At 44.4% G+C, this 15,101-nt stretch carries 12 protein-coding genes; 2 read left to right on the forward strand and 10 right to left on the reverse strand.

Going from position 1 to position 15,101, the window contains the following annotated elements:
- Positions 1 to 64 precede the first annotated feature (64 nt).
- The 3 genes from INR79_RS23805 to INR79_RS23815 all read right to left on the reverse strand — a co-directional run bounded on the left by INR79_RS23805 (position 65) and on the right by INR79_RS23815 (position 4,269).
- Entirely contained in the window at positions 65 to 2,356 is a 2,292-nt protein-coding gene (locus INR79_RS23805; protein ID WP_223097225.1) for an EAL domain-containing protein, read from the reverse strand.
- A gap of 115 nt (positions 2,357 to 2,471) precedes the next feature.
- Positions 2,472 to 3,308 (reverse strand): sulfurtransferase, encoded by an 837-nt coding sequence (locus tag INR79_RS23810; RefSeq protein WP_223097227.1) that lies wholly within the window; start codon positions 3,306 to 3,308, stop codon positions 2,472 to 2,474.
- Positions 3,309 to 3,363: 55 nt separating this feature from the next.
- Positions 3,364 to 4,269, reverse strand: coding sequence for a LysR family transcriptional regulator (locus tag INR79_RS23815; RefSeq protein WP_022602350.1), 906 nt, complete (start codon positions 4,267 to 4,269; stop codon positions 3,364 to 3,366).
- Positions 4,270 to 4,378: 109 nt separating this feature from the next.
- Here INR79_RS23815 and INR79_RS23820 point away from each other — a divergent pair, with 109 nt between their 5' ends.
- Complete coding sequence (locus INR79_RS23820) at positions 4,379 to 5,266, forward strand: MBL fold metallo-hydrolase (RefSeq protein ID WP_004407814.1); 888 nt, start codon at positions 4,379 to 4,381, stop codon at positions 5,264 to 5,266.
- 77 nt (positions 5,267 to 5,343) lie between these two features.
- On the opposite strand, the gene INR79_RS23825 is transcribed toward INR79_RS23820, so the two are convergent.
- The 4 genes from INR79_RS23825 to moeA form a co-directional block, all read right to left on the reverse strand.
- Positions 5,344 to 5,805: a hypothetical protein gene (locus INR79_RS23825; RefSeq protein WP_223097229.1), complete on the reverse strand. Its 462-nt coding sequence runs from the start codon at positions 5,803 to 5,805 to the stop codon at positions 5,344 to 5,346.
- Positions 5,806 to 5,817: 12 nt separating this feature from the next.
- Complete coding sequence (locus tag INR79_RS23830; RefSeq protein ID WP_223097231.1) at positions 5,818 to 8,052, reverse strand: LruC domain-containing protein; 2,235 nt, start codon at positions 8,050 to 8,052, stop codon at positions 5,818 to 5,820.
- Positions 8,053 to 8,263: 211 nt separating this feature from the next.
- On the reverse strand, positions 8,264 to 9,010 hold the full coding sequence (moeB, locus tag INR79_RS23835; protein WP_223097233.1) for a molybdopterin-synthase adenylyltransferase MoeB: 747 nt from the start codon (positions 9,008 to 9,010) through the stop codon (positions 8,264 to 8,266).
- A gap of 11 nt (positions 9,011 to 9,021) precedes the next feature.
- Positions 9,022 to 10,260, reverse strand: coding sequence for a molybdopterin molybdotransferase MoeA (gene moeA, locus INR79_RS23840; protein ID WP_223097235.1), 1,239 nt, complete (start codon positions 10,258 to 10,260; stop codon positions 9,022 to 9,024).
- 440 nt (positions 10,261 to 10,700) lie between these two features.
- On the opposite strand from moeA, the gene folE reads away from it, so the two are divergent.
- Positions 10,701 to 11,354 carry a GTP cyclohydrolase I FolE gene (gene folE / locus INR79_RS23845; protein ID WP_004407808.1) on the forward strand — a complete coding sequence of 218 codons (654 nt, stop codon included), beginning with the start codon at positions 10,701 to 10,703 and terminating at the stop codon, positions 11,352 to 11,354.
- A 69-nt stretch (positions 11,355 to 11,423) separates the two neighbouring features.
- Here the strand turns inward: folE and INR79_RS23850 are convergent, their stop codons facing one another.
- The 3 genes from INR79_RS23850 to INR79_RS23860 form a co-directional block, all read right to left on the reverse strand.
- Entirely contained in the window at positions 11,424 to 13,187 is a 1,764-nt protein-coding gene (locus tag INR79_RS23850) for a methyl-accepting chemotaxis protein (RefSeq protein ID WP_223097237.1), read from the reverse strand.
- 483 nt (positions 13,188 to 13,670) lie between these two features.
- Positions 13,671 to 14,144 (reverse strand): FKBP-type peptidyl-prolyl cis-trans isomerase, encoded by a 474-nt coding sequence (locus INR79_RS23855; RefSeq protein WP_223097239.1) that lies wholly within the window; start codon positions 14,142 to 14,144, stop codon positions 13,671 to 13,673.
- A 66-nt stretch (positions 14,145 to 14,210) separates the two neighbouring features.
- Positions 14,211 to 14,834 (reverse strand): thiol:disulfide interchange protein DsbA/DsbL, encoded by a 624-nt coding sequence (locus INR79_RS23860; RefSeq protein WP_004407805.1) that lies wholly within the window; start codon positions 14,832 to 14,834, stop codon positions 14,211 to 14,213.
- Between the last annotated feature and the right edge of the window lie 267 nt (positions 14,835 to 15,101).

Here is a 15,101-nt window from a genome sequence, read left to right on the forward strand (position 1 = left end):
AAAACGGCAAAACTTCTAATTGAAAACAGCGAGGTTGTCCTCGCTGTTTTGCTTTCTATATCTGTTATGCGATGGCGGCAGTACTTTGAGTATGCCCCGTTGATTCCGCAAACTGAAACAGCTCTTCCATCGCCATTGGTCTTGCGTAGTAGTAGCCCTGGAACAGGTCACACCCACATCGTTTCAGAACGGCTTCGTGCTTTTCGGTCTCAACACCTTCAGCCAGAACCTGCATGTCAAAATTCTTACCGATCGCAATAATATTCTGCGCCATTTTTAGTGACTTGGTGCAAGTAAGAATATTGTCGATAAAGCCCTTGTCGATCTTGATTTCCTGAAAGGGTAGTTCACCGAGCATACTCAGCGACGAATAGCCTGTTCCGAAGTCATCCAATGAAATCCGAACACCTAAGCGATTGAGGTTTTCGCAGACAGGACGCACAATGTCGATGTCTTCAATGAACAGATTCTCAGTGATTTCCAAAGTGATATTGTGCTGATTAAAACGTTGGGTCTGAATGGACAGAATCAGCTTATCCAGGAAATCTTCTTGAGTGATCTGACGAACAGAAATATTGATGGAAACCTGAAAGTCATAGCCGAGTTGTCTTTGTAACTGAGACATCTCTGCCAGCGTGGTATCAATGATCAGCTGACCAAGAGTTGGCATCAAGCCACAGGACTCTGCAATTGGAATGAATTTGTCCGGTGGCACAAAACCAAGTTCGTCATCATTCCAGCGAACCAGTGCTTCAACACCATGAAGGTTACCTTCCGCGTTAAACTGAGGTTGGTAAACCATGTACAGTTTGCTCTGCTGAATAGCCTGTCGAAGCCTCTGTTCGAGCTTCACGGTGTGTAGGTAGCTGCTTTGCATCGATTCTGTAAAGAAGCTGACTGAATTGCGACGGGTCTTAGCATCGTACATGGCAATGTCGGCGCAACGGAGCAGGGAATCCAGGCTGGTGCCGTGTTCAGGATATTGTGCAATACCGATACTGCAACCAAGAATGAAGCTGAACTGATCTATCTCATAGGGTTTCGAGAGATTGTGAATAATGTTGTTCGCAAAGCGATTCAATTCATAATGGTCGCTTAATGACGTCACAATAATAAACTCGTCGCCGCTTTCACGAATCAGAAGTGTTTGATCGTCCGAAATAGAACGTAGCCTTGCTGCAATTTCTTCCAGAACTTTATCACCATGATCGTGACCGGAGCTGTCATTCACATTTTTAAAGTGGTCCATATCCATGAAAAGAATTGAAAACGGTGGAGCAGTGGGGCGCAGCCAACGATGAATGTGCGAGCGTAAATAATGACGATTAGGTAACTGTGTTAGTGGGTCATGATTTGCTTGAAACAGAAGCTCGTCGTGACGGTCTTTTTCATGTTTATCGATGGAACGAACAAACAGGAAGAACACGACCTGAATAGCTAAGAAAATGGCAATGTAAACCGCCATAACCCCGAGATACTCAAATACTACGTGGCGCAGATCAATTTCAGAAACGGTCCATATATCAAATCGGGGGATATATTGAATCGCGTATAACCCCGGCTTCTGCTGATCAAGCACATAACCTACCGTTGGAGACTCAACTCTTTTCAAATCCTTTAGTGTATAACCGTTGGATTTGGCAACACTGTTCAACATGTTGTCGAAGTATCGCTCTGAAATTGGCGTGTTGTAGTCAATGCCGTTTCTTTCTGGCGTTGTCATAAACTGAACAAAATAGTCGTCTCGAATCACGCCTATTTTATGTTCGTAATTGTCGTGCAGCCGTATGTTGAAGAGAGTAGTCTGATCAAGTTGCAAGCCTGCCGTCATGACCGCCAGAACATTTCCGGATTCGTCTCTGATGGCTTTGCGAATAGGCAGGATGAATTCGTCGATGTCTTCCTTGTAATAAGTTCGGCCAAGAACCATTGAATAACTGGTGAGTGTTTTGGCAAATGACTCGCGAGTGCTTTCTTTATGAAGCAGGTTGGGTTGGGTGAATTTGCTTAAATTAGAGCTGACTAGATGTATTTCGCCATAAGGGTCGGCGAGCCCAAATGCGGCAATGCTATTGTTGATACTTAACAGGCGATCCAGCCATTCCTGACTGGCATCATCACTTTCGTAATTGTTTTCTGACAACAAACGATCGCCGAGCACGTCCAGAACCATTTCCTGGTTGTTCAGCAAAGAAGTAATGCCGTTTGTGAAGATTTGAACGGCATTAAACTGCTCTTGCGAATGTGAACGCTCTACTTTTAACCACTGTTGCCATGCGATGAACAAAAATATCGTACTGCTTATAAGCAAAAGCAGTTTATACAATGTCCAGATGTTCCGTTTTAGGTCTGCCATTACTACCTTTGACTTCCTTGATACCGTACAGTGACTTTTGTAGGGAGACGTGAATTATCCAAAAACTAACTGAGTTGTCACTCAATTGTTATGTTTTGTTACTATTTTTGAGAGATTAACCAACTTCTATAGGAAGCTCAATTCTCTGACCCCATTCAGTCCATGACCCGTCGTAGACAGAAAACTTTTCAAACCCAACTTCATAAGCAGCAAGCGCTAAAATTGCGGCGGTTACACCAGATCCACAACTGAAAATCAGCTGACTTTCTGAATTAATATCCCAATTATTAAATAGATGAGTTAGCTCACTAACTGATTTGAACCTGTCACCATTCATGAGTTCACCAAATGGAAGACTATGCGAACCTGGGATCCTTCCGGATCTCACTCCCGGGCGTGGTTCAGTTACATTTCCTTCGTATCGGGCTCGTGGTCTTGCGTCAAAGGTGTAGGTGTTCTCTCTGGAGATCGAATTTAGTATGTCACGTGAGCTATATACTAAATCTTTATTCAGCTTGGCTATGAAATTGCCGGAACGTATAGGCGTACTCAGAGCACATTGGGTTTTGTAACCTGCGTTAATCCAGGCTCTCAGGCCGCCTTCAAGCAGATACACGGAGTCAAACCCCATAGTTTTAAACATCCACCATGCTCTAGGAGAAGCGTATGTGCCTGCCTGATCATAGACAACGACCACACTGTCTGTATCGATTCCCATTGCTCTGGCATGAGCCTGAAATTCGTGTTCTGGTGGGAGCATATGAGGCAGTGGAGACGACTTATCGTAGACTACTTTGTCATAATCGAATCGCAGAGAACTGGGAATGTAGCCTGCGTTCGCGGGTTCTGGCGCACCGGGAATCATCAAGTCCAGACTGGCATCAAGAATGACAACTTTCTGATCATTTATTCGTTGAGAAACCCATTCTGGGGTGACTAAAGCTTTTGCCATGCTACGTTCTCCTTACGTTACGATGGAATTTGTTTCTTTGCACTATTGCAGAATGTCAGGCGTCTATCATTGGTAATCCCCTTAGTCGTTCCGCGATGGTATCGACCAGAATCCGGGATTTAAATGGAATAGGGTGAGCAGGGAAGATGGCATAAAATTCGACAGAACGTAACTCATAGTCATCCAAAACTCGAATCATTCGACCCTGCTTGATATCGTCGTAAACATAGAACGCCGGAAACAAACTCAGACCAAGGTTTTCCAGAACCATTAACCGTGTAGCTTGTGCCGTATTGCATGTGATTGTAGCGGCGGGTTCGCAGAAAACTTTACTTTTATCCGGCGCGTTCATCTGAATTCGTCGAGAGAGCTGGCTGTTCTGAATCCAGGGCAGAGAAACAAGTGTCTGATGATTAAGGCTCTGTACCTGATTTCCAAAGCTTTCGGATGCGCATATCCAGTGTTCGGTCGAACCGAGTTTTCTTACTGGGTAGTTTTCTTCTTTCAGCCAGCCGACTCGAATCGCCACATCTACGTTTTCTTCCAGAAGATTGACTGCTCGGTTATCAAACATGATCTCCATATGAAGTTCTGGATGCTGGCGTTTTATGTCTGCCAGAATCGGCATAAGCGTTGTTGCACCGAAATCGATGGGCATACTGATTCGCACATTACCGCTGATTATCGAGTGCTCACTGCTTGAACGTGAGGCGATCTCGCTGTATTCACTCATGATATTTTCGGCGTGCTGATAAATCATGGAACCCACATCAGTCATGGTCACTGTGCGTGTCGTGCGGTTCAGCAACCTGACGGACAGGCTCTCTTCCAGATCATCTATATGCTTGCTAACCACCGAACGGCTAATGTCGAGCGCGTCTGCAGCACGGGTAAAAGATCCTGTTCGGACTACGTGGGCATACACCACCAACTTAAACAGATCTCTGCCAATACTTTTCATGGGAATCTCCATTGTTCTGTTTTATGTAACACAGATGTTTTATTTGGTCTATTTATTCGTTTATTTGGACTTATAAAATGAGCGAACGTTTTGAGAGAGAGAACAAACTATGAAAAATACCCTTATTGCTTCGTCCATCTTGATGGGCATGATGTCTTTCGGTGCTCAGGCAGAACTGGAAAAAATTGGTGATACTAAACCGCTTCAGCTGCATGTATTTAACGCTGGTGAAGACAGCTTCAACGTTAAGTCTGTGCTGGTTACTGGAGAGAAAGAAGCGGTACTGATTGATGGTCTGTTTAAAAAGTCGGACGCCCATCGTTTAGTGGCGGACATACTCGATTTAGGTAAAGATCTGAAAACCGTTTACGTCAGCCATAGCGACCCAGATTACTACTTCGGTCTTGAGGTGATTAAGAAAGCTTTTCCTAACGCGAATATCGTATCTACACAATCGACGGCCGATGCTATTGCGAAGAAGCTGAATACTAAGCTATCGGTATGGGGACCTGAGTTAGGAATGAATGCACCAACACACCCCGTTATTCCTGCGGTATTGAAAGGCGATGAGATCACCCTAGAAGGGCATACGTTGAGTATTGAAGGTCTGGACAAAGACTACAAAGCACGCAGCTATGTCTGGATCCCTGAAATCAAAGCCGTAGTGGGCGGTATCAATGTGGTTGGTGGCGAACACGTTTGGATGGCAGATACACCAACACCGGAATCTCGTCAGGTATGGCAACAGGCGCTGTCTTCAATTAAAGCGCTTAAACCAAGCGTTGTAGTTCCGGGGCATGCCACTGAAGGTGTTGAATTCTCGTTATCTTCTGTCGACTTTACTCAGGAATATTTAAAGCATTTTGAGAAAGCGGTGAAAAACAGTAAAGACAGCAAACAGGTTATTGAGAAGATGGCAAAGCAATATCCGGAATTTGGAAAAGGCTTTACTTTGGAATTGGGCTCCCAGGTCGCTATGGGTGAACGAACCTGGTAACCCTGACGGAGATGTATTGAAAGGTTGAAATGACGCAAAGCGGTCCCTCTTATGCTTTGCGCCATTTCATGGGGAGCTTACCAACTCCAACTGCTTTGCGATGCGTAGAATTTCTGTTGTAGCGGCTGGCTACCATCGTAGAACCAGATTTCTCCCAGAAGGTCGTTTGAACTGTCTGAGACAATCAACGTTATATCCGCTTTTCCATCTTTCAGTGGCATGGCAACGATTCGGCTACCGTAGTCTGGTAGCAAAGTACCGTCGTCCAGCGTGTGGTAGTTGCGATAAACCGAAAGATAAGCCCTTGCCACTGACGTGGCTGAAATATCCACAGACATTGAGCGGTTCTCAATCGGGCTGTAATCAAACCCGTCTGGTGCGACTAAGTCACTGGTCTTAATTGCCGGGCTTGCAGCAGGCAATTCGCTCGGTGCAGGTGAAGACGCATTTCCGCTGCTTGCGTCTCCGCCACCGCCGCCGCCTCCACCACATGCTGTAAGGGACGACATTACAATAATTGCTAGGCTAAGATTTTTCATGATGCTTCTCCCTTAGTAACATTTCGCGGCAACGGCATTTGATGCTTCAAACCAGTCTGTAAATGTTTCACCACCAGACTCTGTATATTCCTGGAATTTTGGATAGGCTTCGAGCAAATCCGTCCCTTCGGTTGGCCAAATCCACTGAGTATCCACTTCGGCATTCTCAAACAACATGATTGCCCACGGTAGGTTGTTCGTCGTTTTGAAATACTTGCCGCTGCCTGAGTTGGAGTCGTCATCCCCCGGTAGGCTGAAGAAGCTGCTGTCGAACTTGCTGGTTGGCGCATTATCCGGTAAGTGGATTTCTAAACTGCGACCAGGAGGCGTGTTGAACATAGATCCATGTGCAAAGCCAGGTGTTCCAAAGATGAATGGTTTGTATGGCATGGCGCCAATTGAACCGTTCAGTGTTGGGTCGATGAAGCTGACATGCAACTCAAACTCTAATGCGACATCTTCGCGACAGGCTTTTTGGGTTCTGAAGTACGAACAGTTTGAAGACTGAGCATCTTTCGCGTTTTCAATGATGATGAAAGTGGTTTCGTTGTTGTCCGACTCTTCAAGTGTTTCAAAGCTGACCAAAGAACCGTTGTGATACAGGCGGGTTTTGGTTGTGTCGACGTTAGTTGGGTCCACTCCCGGAATGTTTACTGCGAACCCACTGCGGTAACTTGCACCGACCGCATCCAGTGTTCCTTTGATGACCGATTTAGCGACGTATTCTGTGCCACTGACAGTCTTAAGAACCTGCTTAATCTGGTAACGGACGACAAGGTCGTTCATGTCGTAGTCTGCTGTTTCCGGCCAGTTATCTTCATAAGCCAGAGTGACGTAACCTTCGTTGGTAGGGAAGTACTCTTCTCTTGTATCTACGTCAGCAATGGTCATTTGATGGTCTTCAACCTCACCAGATGTTGAGCCGCCGTAGTAGTTCAGCCCTGACTGTTGGCTGAAGCGGAATCGAGACCAAGTTTCACCAGCGACCGCAGTGATAGGAGCAGTGAGAACAATCGTGTTCAGACCCGCAGAAAGAGAGTAGTCGGTCAGAATCTGATCATCTGAATCGGTGAACTGGTTGTTTCCTTCCCAGTCCATCCATGCATTAAGGTAACCGGATGTTGATGCGTAAACGGTTATCACGCTGTCCAGACCAGCTTCAATGGAAGTGACTAAACCAACCCCGTCTTCATCGGCAGTGCCAATCGTGTTGTCGGAATCTGGAGACTGTGCAGCATCCACATCACCGTCTGGTGTCGATACACCCATCCAGGTTAACCCGTCTAATTCATGACGAGGACCGTTTGACAGAAGTAGGGTAGAGTAGGCATCCGGCGCGTCACCAAAATCAATAGTTGAGTCTTCGTCGATGACAGGTGCGTTAGCGCATCGTGCACCGTCGTTTTGATTGGACGTTGGACCGGTGGCGAATTCAATGGCAGTGATGTTGTCTGGGTTGATGTTACCGCTCTCATCCAAAGAAAGGTCGATTCGGTAAATTTTCCCTCCTTCTCTGATTACGACACCACCGGAAGTCACATCTGAGTTTCTTGACACATAGTAGTAGCCGTTAACATCAAAATAGCCAGCGCCGAATGTACCTAGCTGACCGACATCTCCAATTTCAGTAATGGTTCCGCTGCCGTCTGTTGCAAATTCGTGAAGCTTACCCGTGTTGTTATCCACGCCGTAAAGTTTTCCGTTTCCGGGGTGAAAAGCGAAATCGGTCAGGTTTACACTGGAGTTGGATGAAATGAGTTCCAGTGTTAGCGCTGCATTGGGATCGGAATCGAGTGGAGTCAGGTCGATTTTGTACAGACCGGTGTTTTTACGGTAAAGGTAGTAAGTACGGTTGTATACGTCACCAACAAAGAAAGTGCTGGAAGGGAGCCCTGACACGTTCAGAACTTGCACGCTGTAATCGTTACCGACTCTTACTACTTTCTTGTTCGTCGTGTCGTAACCATAAATGAAGCGCTTATCGGTTCCTGCTGACTCGTCTTCGCCATTTGCGTAGCCAAAGTCAAATCCCACACCGTTAATGTTACCGTTGTAAGGGCTGGCACTGTTCAACAGTTCTGTGGTACCAGTGACCAAGTTAACACCCCAGATTTCAACCGGGCTGCTCTGAAATAAGAATGCCTTGCTTGGGCATGTCTCGAAAGCTGTAACTGTACTTGCAGAAGAGATAGCAGGAGTCATTCCAGCCATAGCAAGTGTTAATGCACCCATAAGTTTTTTATTCATATCTATCACCTTTAATCTCCGTCGGCTTAAACTCCTTTATACAAGTTGCGTGCCATCTGTAAGGTGTTGATATTTAATAGTTTATTAAAATGAGAAATTTGGAGTTCTCAATTGAAATGTCAGATTGAATCGGGATTGATTCAAATTGAGAATATGAGATGAGAATTTAGGATGGTAGCCCTCGCCTGGAGGGCTTTAGAAGTTGATAAAGCTACTTACAAACGGTGCAATTCGGGTTCTTTGGCAGCTTCATTTCACGCCAGGAAAGAGACAACGCATCAAACATTAATATCTTTCCGGTACATGGCTGACCATAGTTTGCTAACACTTTTATCGCTTCAAGAGCCTGAGTTGCGCCAATGATTCCAACAACGGGTGCCATGATCCCAGCTTCAACACAAGACAGTGCCTGGTCACCAAATAGGGCACTCAGACACTGATAACAGGCATCTTCATGATGGTAAGTGAAGACAGAGATTTGCCCTTCCATGCGAATTGCGGCACCTGAAACCAATGGCTTCTTCAATTCAAAACAGATTCGATTGAGCTGGTTTCTTGTTGTGACATTGTCACTTGCATCAAGCACCAAATCGTGATGCTTGATAAGAGAAGCAAGCTCGGAGTCGTCCAAACGTTTGTTGTACGTCTCTATGGTTATGTGAGGGTTCAGTTTTTCTAAAGAAGCTTTGGCAGATTCAACTTTGTCTATGCCGACGGTGCTGTCTGAATGCAGAACCTGACGTTGCAGGTTAGATAGCTCGACTTTATCGTCGTCAACCAATGTGATTTTGCCAACCCCTGCGGTCGCAAGATACTGAGAAGAAGCACAGCCCAAACCGCCTGCGCCTAAAATCAGAATCGAAGACTCTTTGAGTGCTTCCTGACCATCGAAATCAAAATTTTTCAGGATGATCTGTCGGTTGTACCTCAGCATTTCTTCATCAGAAAGAATATCCATATCGGCACCAATCAATATAGGGTGTGATTGAACAATTGGATTTGGACGGTTTCGCCTTGTTCTATGTTGCCGCGTTCACGCTCTAACACAGCGAAACAGTTAGAAAGGCTCATAGAGCGAAATGCGCCAGAGCTTTGGTTACCCGTAGACTCAACAAAGAACTGACCGTTTTCAATGCTGTATATCGCTCGTTGAAAATCAGTACGACCCGGAGACTTTTTAAAACTTGAGCGGGTGGTAGCAGGGATGGATTCGGGAGCTTTCCATTGAGAGTGACCGCCTAATTTAGCGAGCAGAGGCTGTACCAATACATACATGGTCAACATGGCAGAAACCGGATTTCCAGGAAGCCCGCAGAACAGAGCATTGTCCAGCTTACCGTACGCGAATGGTTTCCCCGGTTTGATGGCCAGTTTCCAGAAGCCGATTTCTCCGAGTTCTTCCAGAATGTCCTTGGTGTAATCCGCTTCACCAACGCTCACACCACCAGAAGTTACAACCACATCGGCTAAGTCCTGAGCCTTGATAAAGGTTTGTTTGAGCGTTTCCGGATCGTCAGGGATGATGCCCAAATCGATCGCTTCACAATCAAAATTCAGAATCAGTTCTTTGATTCCATAGCGATTGCTGTCGTAGATTTGACCGGCTTCAAGTGTTTCACCAACAGGTTTAAGTTCGTCGCCAGTCGAGAAAAATGCGACTTTTGGTTTGTTATAAACCTGAACTTGCGCAATACCCAGCGACGCAATCATAGGTATGTCTCGTGGGGTGAGTCGGTGACCTTGGTCGAGAACTAAATCGCCTTTGCTAATGTCTTCACCGATGGGTCGGATATTGTTATTTAGGGCGACATCCGTTTGAAGAAATTCAACAGAACCGTCTTCGTGTGTTTTTGTGTTTTCCTGCATGATTACAGCATCGCATCCCTCTGGGATTTGTGCGCCTGTCATAATACGAATGCAGGTGTTAGGCGACCAGTTGCCCTCAAAAGGCTGACCAGCAAAGGATTTCCCGCCAAGAGGCATCGTTGGAGTGTTGGCTAATTCGTCCCGACGGATGGCATAACCATCCATGGCAGAATTATGAAAAGGCGGAACATGAATTGGGGAGCGTAAAGGCTCGGCAAGAACAAAACCGCAAGCTTCTGAAATTGGTAATGTGTGAATATTGCTTAAAGCGTTAACAGAATCGAGCATTTTGCTCATGGCTTCTTCTATCGGCATTAATCCCGGCGCGTCACAACAACCCATATTATTTCCCATTTATCATTATGTTATTTACCGCTGAACAATAGCATAAGTATACCCAAACTACCTCAAGATACCGAGTTCAGAGCTACATATTCTGTTTCAGTTCAAGCCTCTCTATTTCAAAACCAAGAACGCAGCGTAATGACAAGTCCTTTCCAAGTTCTTTGACGATGAAATGAAACAGAAGATGAGCTCCCAAGGGCGAGTTTACTTGCCTTTCATGTTGTGTTATCGATTTTTGACTTAGACCCACTAAATCTTCAAATCGATGCCTGACCTGAAAGGCGAGAAAATCTCGCTGAATCTGGTATCTAGAGATGGTTTGGGTATAAGATCTTAGCCCCAAAACCTCTCTTAAAATATGGGTGTAATTATTCCAAAATGCGAGTATGCTTGTCAGCCATCCAAAAGGGGTAAAAGATTGCATGGGAGAAGTACACATGCCTGGTTTGAGTGAATCAGCGCTGTTAGTTCAGCAAGCACTGGTAGAAAAGGGCATCGAGACTCCAATGGCGCCAAACAGCGTGAGTCGAGAAGAGAAGAAAGAGCGTATCGAACATCACATGCGCGAAATTCTTCAGCTTTTGGAACTGGACTTGTCGGATGATAGCCTTGAAGAGACTCCACATCGTATCGCTAAAATGTACGTTGACGAGATATTTTCAGGTCTGGATTATAAGAACTTCCCAAAAATCACAGTAATCGACAACAAGATGGCGTGTAGCGAGATGGTTCGTGTAAAAGACATTACCGTAACCAGCACTTGTGAACACCACCTTGTAACCATAGATGGCAAAGCTGCTGTTGCTTATATTCCGCGCAAAAAGATCATTGGTCTTTCGAAGATCAATCGCATTGTTCGCTTTTTCGCGCAGCGCCCTCAGGTGCAGGAAAGAATGACTCAGCAGATTTTGGTTGCATTGCAAACGTTATTGGAAACAGACGATGTTGCAATAACAATGGATGCCGTGCACTACTGTGTGAAATCACGCGGTGTTATGGACGCGACCAGCGAAACCACAACCACTGCGTTAGGTGGGATATTCAAATCTAACCCGGCGACTCGTCACGAATTCCTACACGGTTTGCGATAAGAATTCAGTGATGAACTGACAATAAAAAACCCAGCATTTATGCTGGGTTTTTTTACATCTTCATGCCAGTTAACTTGTTTTAAACTGAGCAACGGCTTCATCCATGTCATGAGCCTGACTGGATACGCCATCCACTTCTTCCATACACTGCTTAGCTGAGTGTATGTTGTTGTCAGAAATTGATTGAAGCTCGGTAATTGACTCACTCACCTGATTCATCACAATCCCTTGTTCTTCAATCGCAGAGGCAATTCTTTCTGAGTTGCTCTGGATAGAGTCCATGTCTGAGATGATTTGAGTAAAGCTGTCATCAAGAGTCTGAGAGTATTGCTTAGTCTGATCGCCCTGGGAGTTACAGGTTTCGATGTCACTTACTACTGTAGACATTTGCGCCTGAATCGCACTCACAACCGAGGTGATTTCTTCAGTTGACTGATGCGTTCGACTGGCGAGAGCTCGGACTTCGTCTGCTACTACAGCAAATCCACGACCCTGTTCACCTGCACGTGCCGCCTCAATTGCTGCGTTAAGCGCCAGCAAGTTAGTCTGCTCCGCGATTTCCTGAATCATCACAACCGCACCACCGATTTGATCAACGTGCTGGTTGAGTGAGCTGATGGATGCCTGGCTGTTAGCCAACGTACCAGAAAGGCTGTTGATGTTGTCTACCGTGCTGCTTACAACATCTCGACCCGCTTTCGCGTTGTTAGCTGCCTGATTCACACCTTCAGCAGCAACCGCTGTGCTTTCAGAAATTTCGCTGATGGTTGATACCATCTCCTGAACCGCAGTCGCCATAGAGCCTGTATGTTGAGCCTGTGTATCGAACTGCTCAATAACGCCTTGCAGCTGTGTATGCATGCTTTCCGTGCTACCAAACAAGGCTTTGGACTTCACTTGAGAACCGGAAACCAGTTTTTCAATGCTATCAAGCAACTGATTAAAATATTTACCCAGCTCTGAAAGTTCGCTCTTACCATTAATGTCGACTCTCATACCAATATTATTGGTTTCAGAGATCTCCTGAATGGTCGTAAGCAGCTTATTCATCATTGAATTGATTGAAACCGAAATTTGAGCAACAACCGCAATAATGATGATGATTACTACGAGAGTAATTCCCCATTTTATTGTGACGATTTGCTCTTCATATTTGGATACGCCAGTCTGCAGGATTTCGGCGGAGGCTTTAAACTGTTTCTCTATCTTATGAGAAGCACCTCGTACGCCACCTAACATACCCACATTGTATTTAAGACCAATGACTTCCAACTGCTTAACGACATTTTGTGCAGTTGACTTGAGCTCTGCATTACCCAAGTTGCCAAGAAGGGTAGGGTCGTAGTTACCTTGTAAAACGGATTCATGAAAAGTGTCTAAGGTAATTTTGTCGGTATTATTAGCGCCATCGAAAACGGATTGATATGCCGCAAGGTATGCACCCATCAAACCTTCGCCTTCTTTCAGACCGAGCGCTTTATAAGCATTAACCATCTTAGTAAAACTGTTTTTATAAAAGTCTAAGTCGGCAACAAGCTGGTCTGGGTAGGGAATGTCATATTTAGCAAGAGTACTGGCAATGCTGGCATTAATTGAAAGAAAATTATCTGCGTTTTTACCAAATTTATCCAAATACTTAAGGTCTTTTCTAAGCAAGAAATCCTTTTCATTTCTTCTCAGCATCAAAAGACTAACTTGCAAATCGGAAAGCTGTGTTCGAGCCTGACCTAATTCACTTATATTTTTTGTGGAAAATGTGGAAACGCCCAAAATAGTGGCGACACCTAAGATTGAAACTAATCCTAAAAGAATTAAACGAGTCTTAATATTCATAAGCATACTTCTTTTATTAATATTTGCATCATTAATGATAAATACAATTATCATCAATATTCATAAACTTAATTTAGAAATGAGACTCACGCTACAAATAAATGTGACATTTACATTACATTTATATGTCAGTGTGCAGGTTGTTAATTTCCTTAAAGTTTATCAATAGCATTGCATCCGTGTTCTTATTAAAAATAATGACATTAGAGATTCATCATGCAACAAAGTCTCAAAAATGATTCATATTTCTTATTATTGAGACTTTGGTTGTTGCAAATGATTTTCTATTACTATGATTCACTGGTTTCATAGAAATCGAAATTATATGTCGGCAACCTTTTAGGTAAGGTTTGTCATTATATCGGAGGGAGAAGAAAAAACTTTAGTAGTTTAAAAAATAGTTTTTTGCAAATTATTGAAAATATCGAGCTAGGTGTTTAAGAAGTATAAAAAAACCGCCTGTGTGGCGGTCTTTGTCTTGTGTTAGTTCAATTCAAGTAACTCTACTTCAAAGATTAAAGTTGCACCCGGTGGGATAGGACCGGTACCATTTTTTCCATAAGCCAAATTACTCGGAATAAAGAATCGGAACTTGTCTCCAACAACCATCAGCTGAAGGCCTTCCTGCCAACCCTGAATCACTTTATTAAGAGGGAATGAAATTGGCTCGTCTCTGTCTACAGAGCTATCAAACACAGAACCATCTAGCAACGTACCGTGATAGTGGACTTTTACGTTGCTCGTCGCGCCTGGATGAGTTGTACCATCGCCTTTAGTCAGGACTTCATACTGGAGACCAGATTGAGTGGTTACAACACCTTCTTTCTGACTATTCTGCATCAGGAAGTTCTGACCCTGAGTAAAGTTAGCTTCTGACGCTTTGTGATTCGTCCAAGTACGATAGATGAAAAAAGCGGCAAGAATAAAAATGACGATAGGGAAAACAAACTTAGACACGGTGATTCCTTATGTTTCTGGTCTATGGTTACGTCCAAGCTCCGTATGGCTGCTTGGGGGTAAAGTTTAAAGTGAAAGAAGATAATTTATCGTTTTAGCGATGTCTTTGATATCTTTGTGTCCAGACGTTACAACCTGGTATTTACCGTTAACGATAAAGGTGGGTACAGCGTTGATCTGCGCCTGCTGCGTGACCGTTTCTCCAACTTCAATTTCTTTGAATAGCTTCTGTTGCATGCTTTCATCAAAGTCATATGGGCTGACTAAATCACGAGAATGGAACACACGCTCCATTGCCGCTTTGATTTCAGCTTGAGTATGTCCACTTCCCATCTGTGCTGCGGCAAACAGTTCGTCCATCATAATATGGTCGGGAACACCTTCCACCTGCATGGCTGCGGCGTAATAAATCAAAGCAGAAATCTGGGCGCTTTCGTTAAACGTGACGTGCACTTTTCCAATCTGCTTTTGCAGTTCGTCTTCAAGTTCCGGGACGAATTTTTCCATGTTTCGACAGTGACCACAGTTCAAAGAAAAGACTTCGGTAACCGGGCTAACTAATGTTTGGTCCAGTTCTGTAGGAAGCATTTGAAAATGAGTCCCTTGCTTTGGCAATCCGTCGTCGCTACAGGCGGTAAGAAAGAGGGCGGAAAACAAAATCAGAAGACTTGAAAATTTACGTTTAATCATAGTGAATACACGGATACGAATGAGGAGGGTATAGTAGAAGAATTTTGGTCGCTGACATACTAATATTTTACAGTAGACTCAAAATTTTTAGTCACATGGTAAGCGTTATTCGGTACTTCTGAGAATTTCCTAAAGTTTTGAGATGTATGCCGATAAAGTTATTGTGACCTTATGAACCACCGATTTGCATTTGGATATTCGCGACAGGCGAATGGCTCTGAATCTGGTTGCTTCATTTGCCCTGTGTTTAATTAGAGCATCAGTAGT

It is taken from the genome of Vibrio sp. SCSIO 43132 (assembly GCF_019904195.1).
Taxonomy (GTDB): domain Bacteria; phylum Pseudomonadota; class Gammaproteobacteria; order Enterobacterales; family Vibrionaceae; genus Vibrio; species Vibrio nigripulchritudo.

Excerpts from the sequence above, each read along its gene's own strand:
- INR79_RS23805 (WP_223097225.1), bottom strand. The coding sequence starts at position 2,356 with ATGGCAGACCTAAAACGGAACATCTGGACATTGTATAAACTGCTTTTG.
- INR79_RS23810 (WP_223097227.1), bottom strand. The coding sequence starts at position 3,308 with ATGGCAAAAGCTTTAGTCACCCCAGAATGGGTTTCTCAACGAATAAAT.
- INR79_RS23815 (WP_022602350.1), bottom strand. The coding sequence starts at position 4,269 with ATGAAAAGTATTGGCAGAGATCTGTTTAAGTTGGTGGTGTATGCCCAC.
- INR79_RS23820 (WP_004407814.1), top strand. The coding sequence starts at position 4,379 with ATGAAAAATACCCTTATTGCTTCGTCCATCTTGATGGGCATGATGTCT.
- INR79_RS23825 (WP_223097229.1), bottom strand. The coding sequence starts at position 5,805 with ATGAAAAATCTTAGCCTAGCAATTATTGTAATGTCGTCCCTTACAGCA.
- INR79_RS23830 (WP_223097231.1), bottom strand. The coding sequence starts at position 8,052 with ATGAATAAAAAACTTATGGGTGCATTAACACTTGCTATGGCTGGAATG.
- moeB (WP_223097233.1), bottom strand. The coding sequence starts at position 9,010 with ATGGATATTCTTTCTGATGAAGAAATGCTGAGGTACAACCGACAGATC.
- moeA (WP_223097235.1), bottom strand. The coding sequence starts at position 10,260 with ATGGGTTGTTGTGACGCGCCGGGATTAATGCCGATAGAAGAAGCCATG.
- folE (WP_004407808.1), top strand. The coding sequence starts at position 10,701 with ATGCCTGGTTTGAGTGAATCAGCGCTGTTAGTTCAGCAAGCACTGGTA.
- INR79_RS23850 (WP_223097237.1), bottom strand. The coding sequence starts at position 13,187 with ATGAATATTAAGACTCGTTTAATTCTTTTAGGATTAGTTTCAATCTTA.
- INR79_RS23860 (WP_004407805.1), bottom strand. The coding sequence starts at position 14,834 with ATGATTAAACGTAAATTTTCAAGTCTTCTGATTTTGTTTTCCGCCCTC.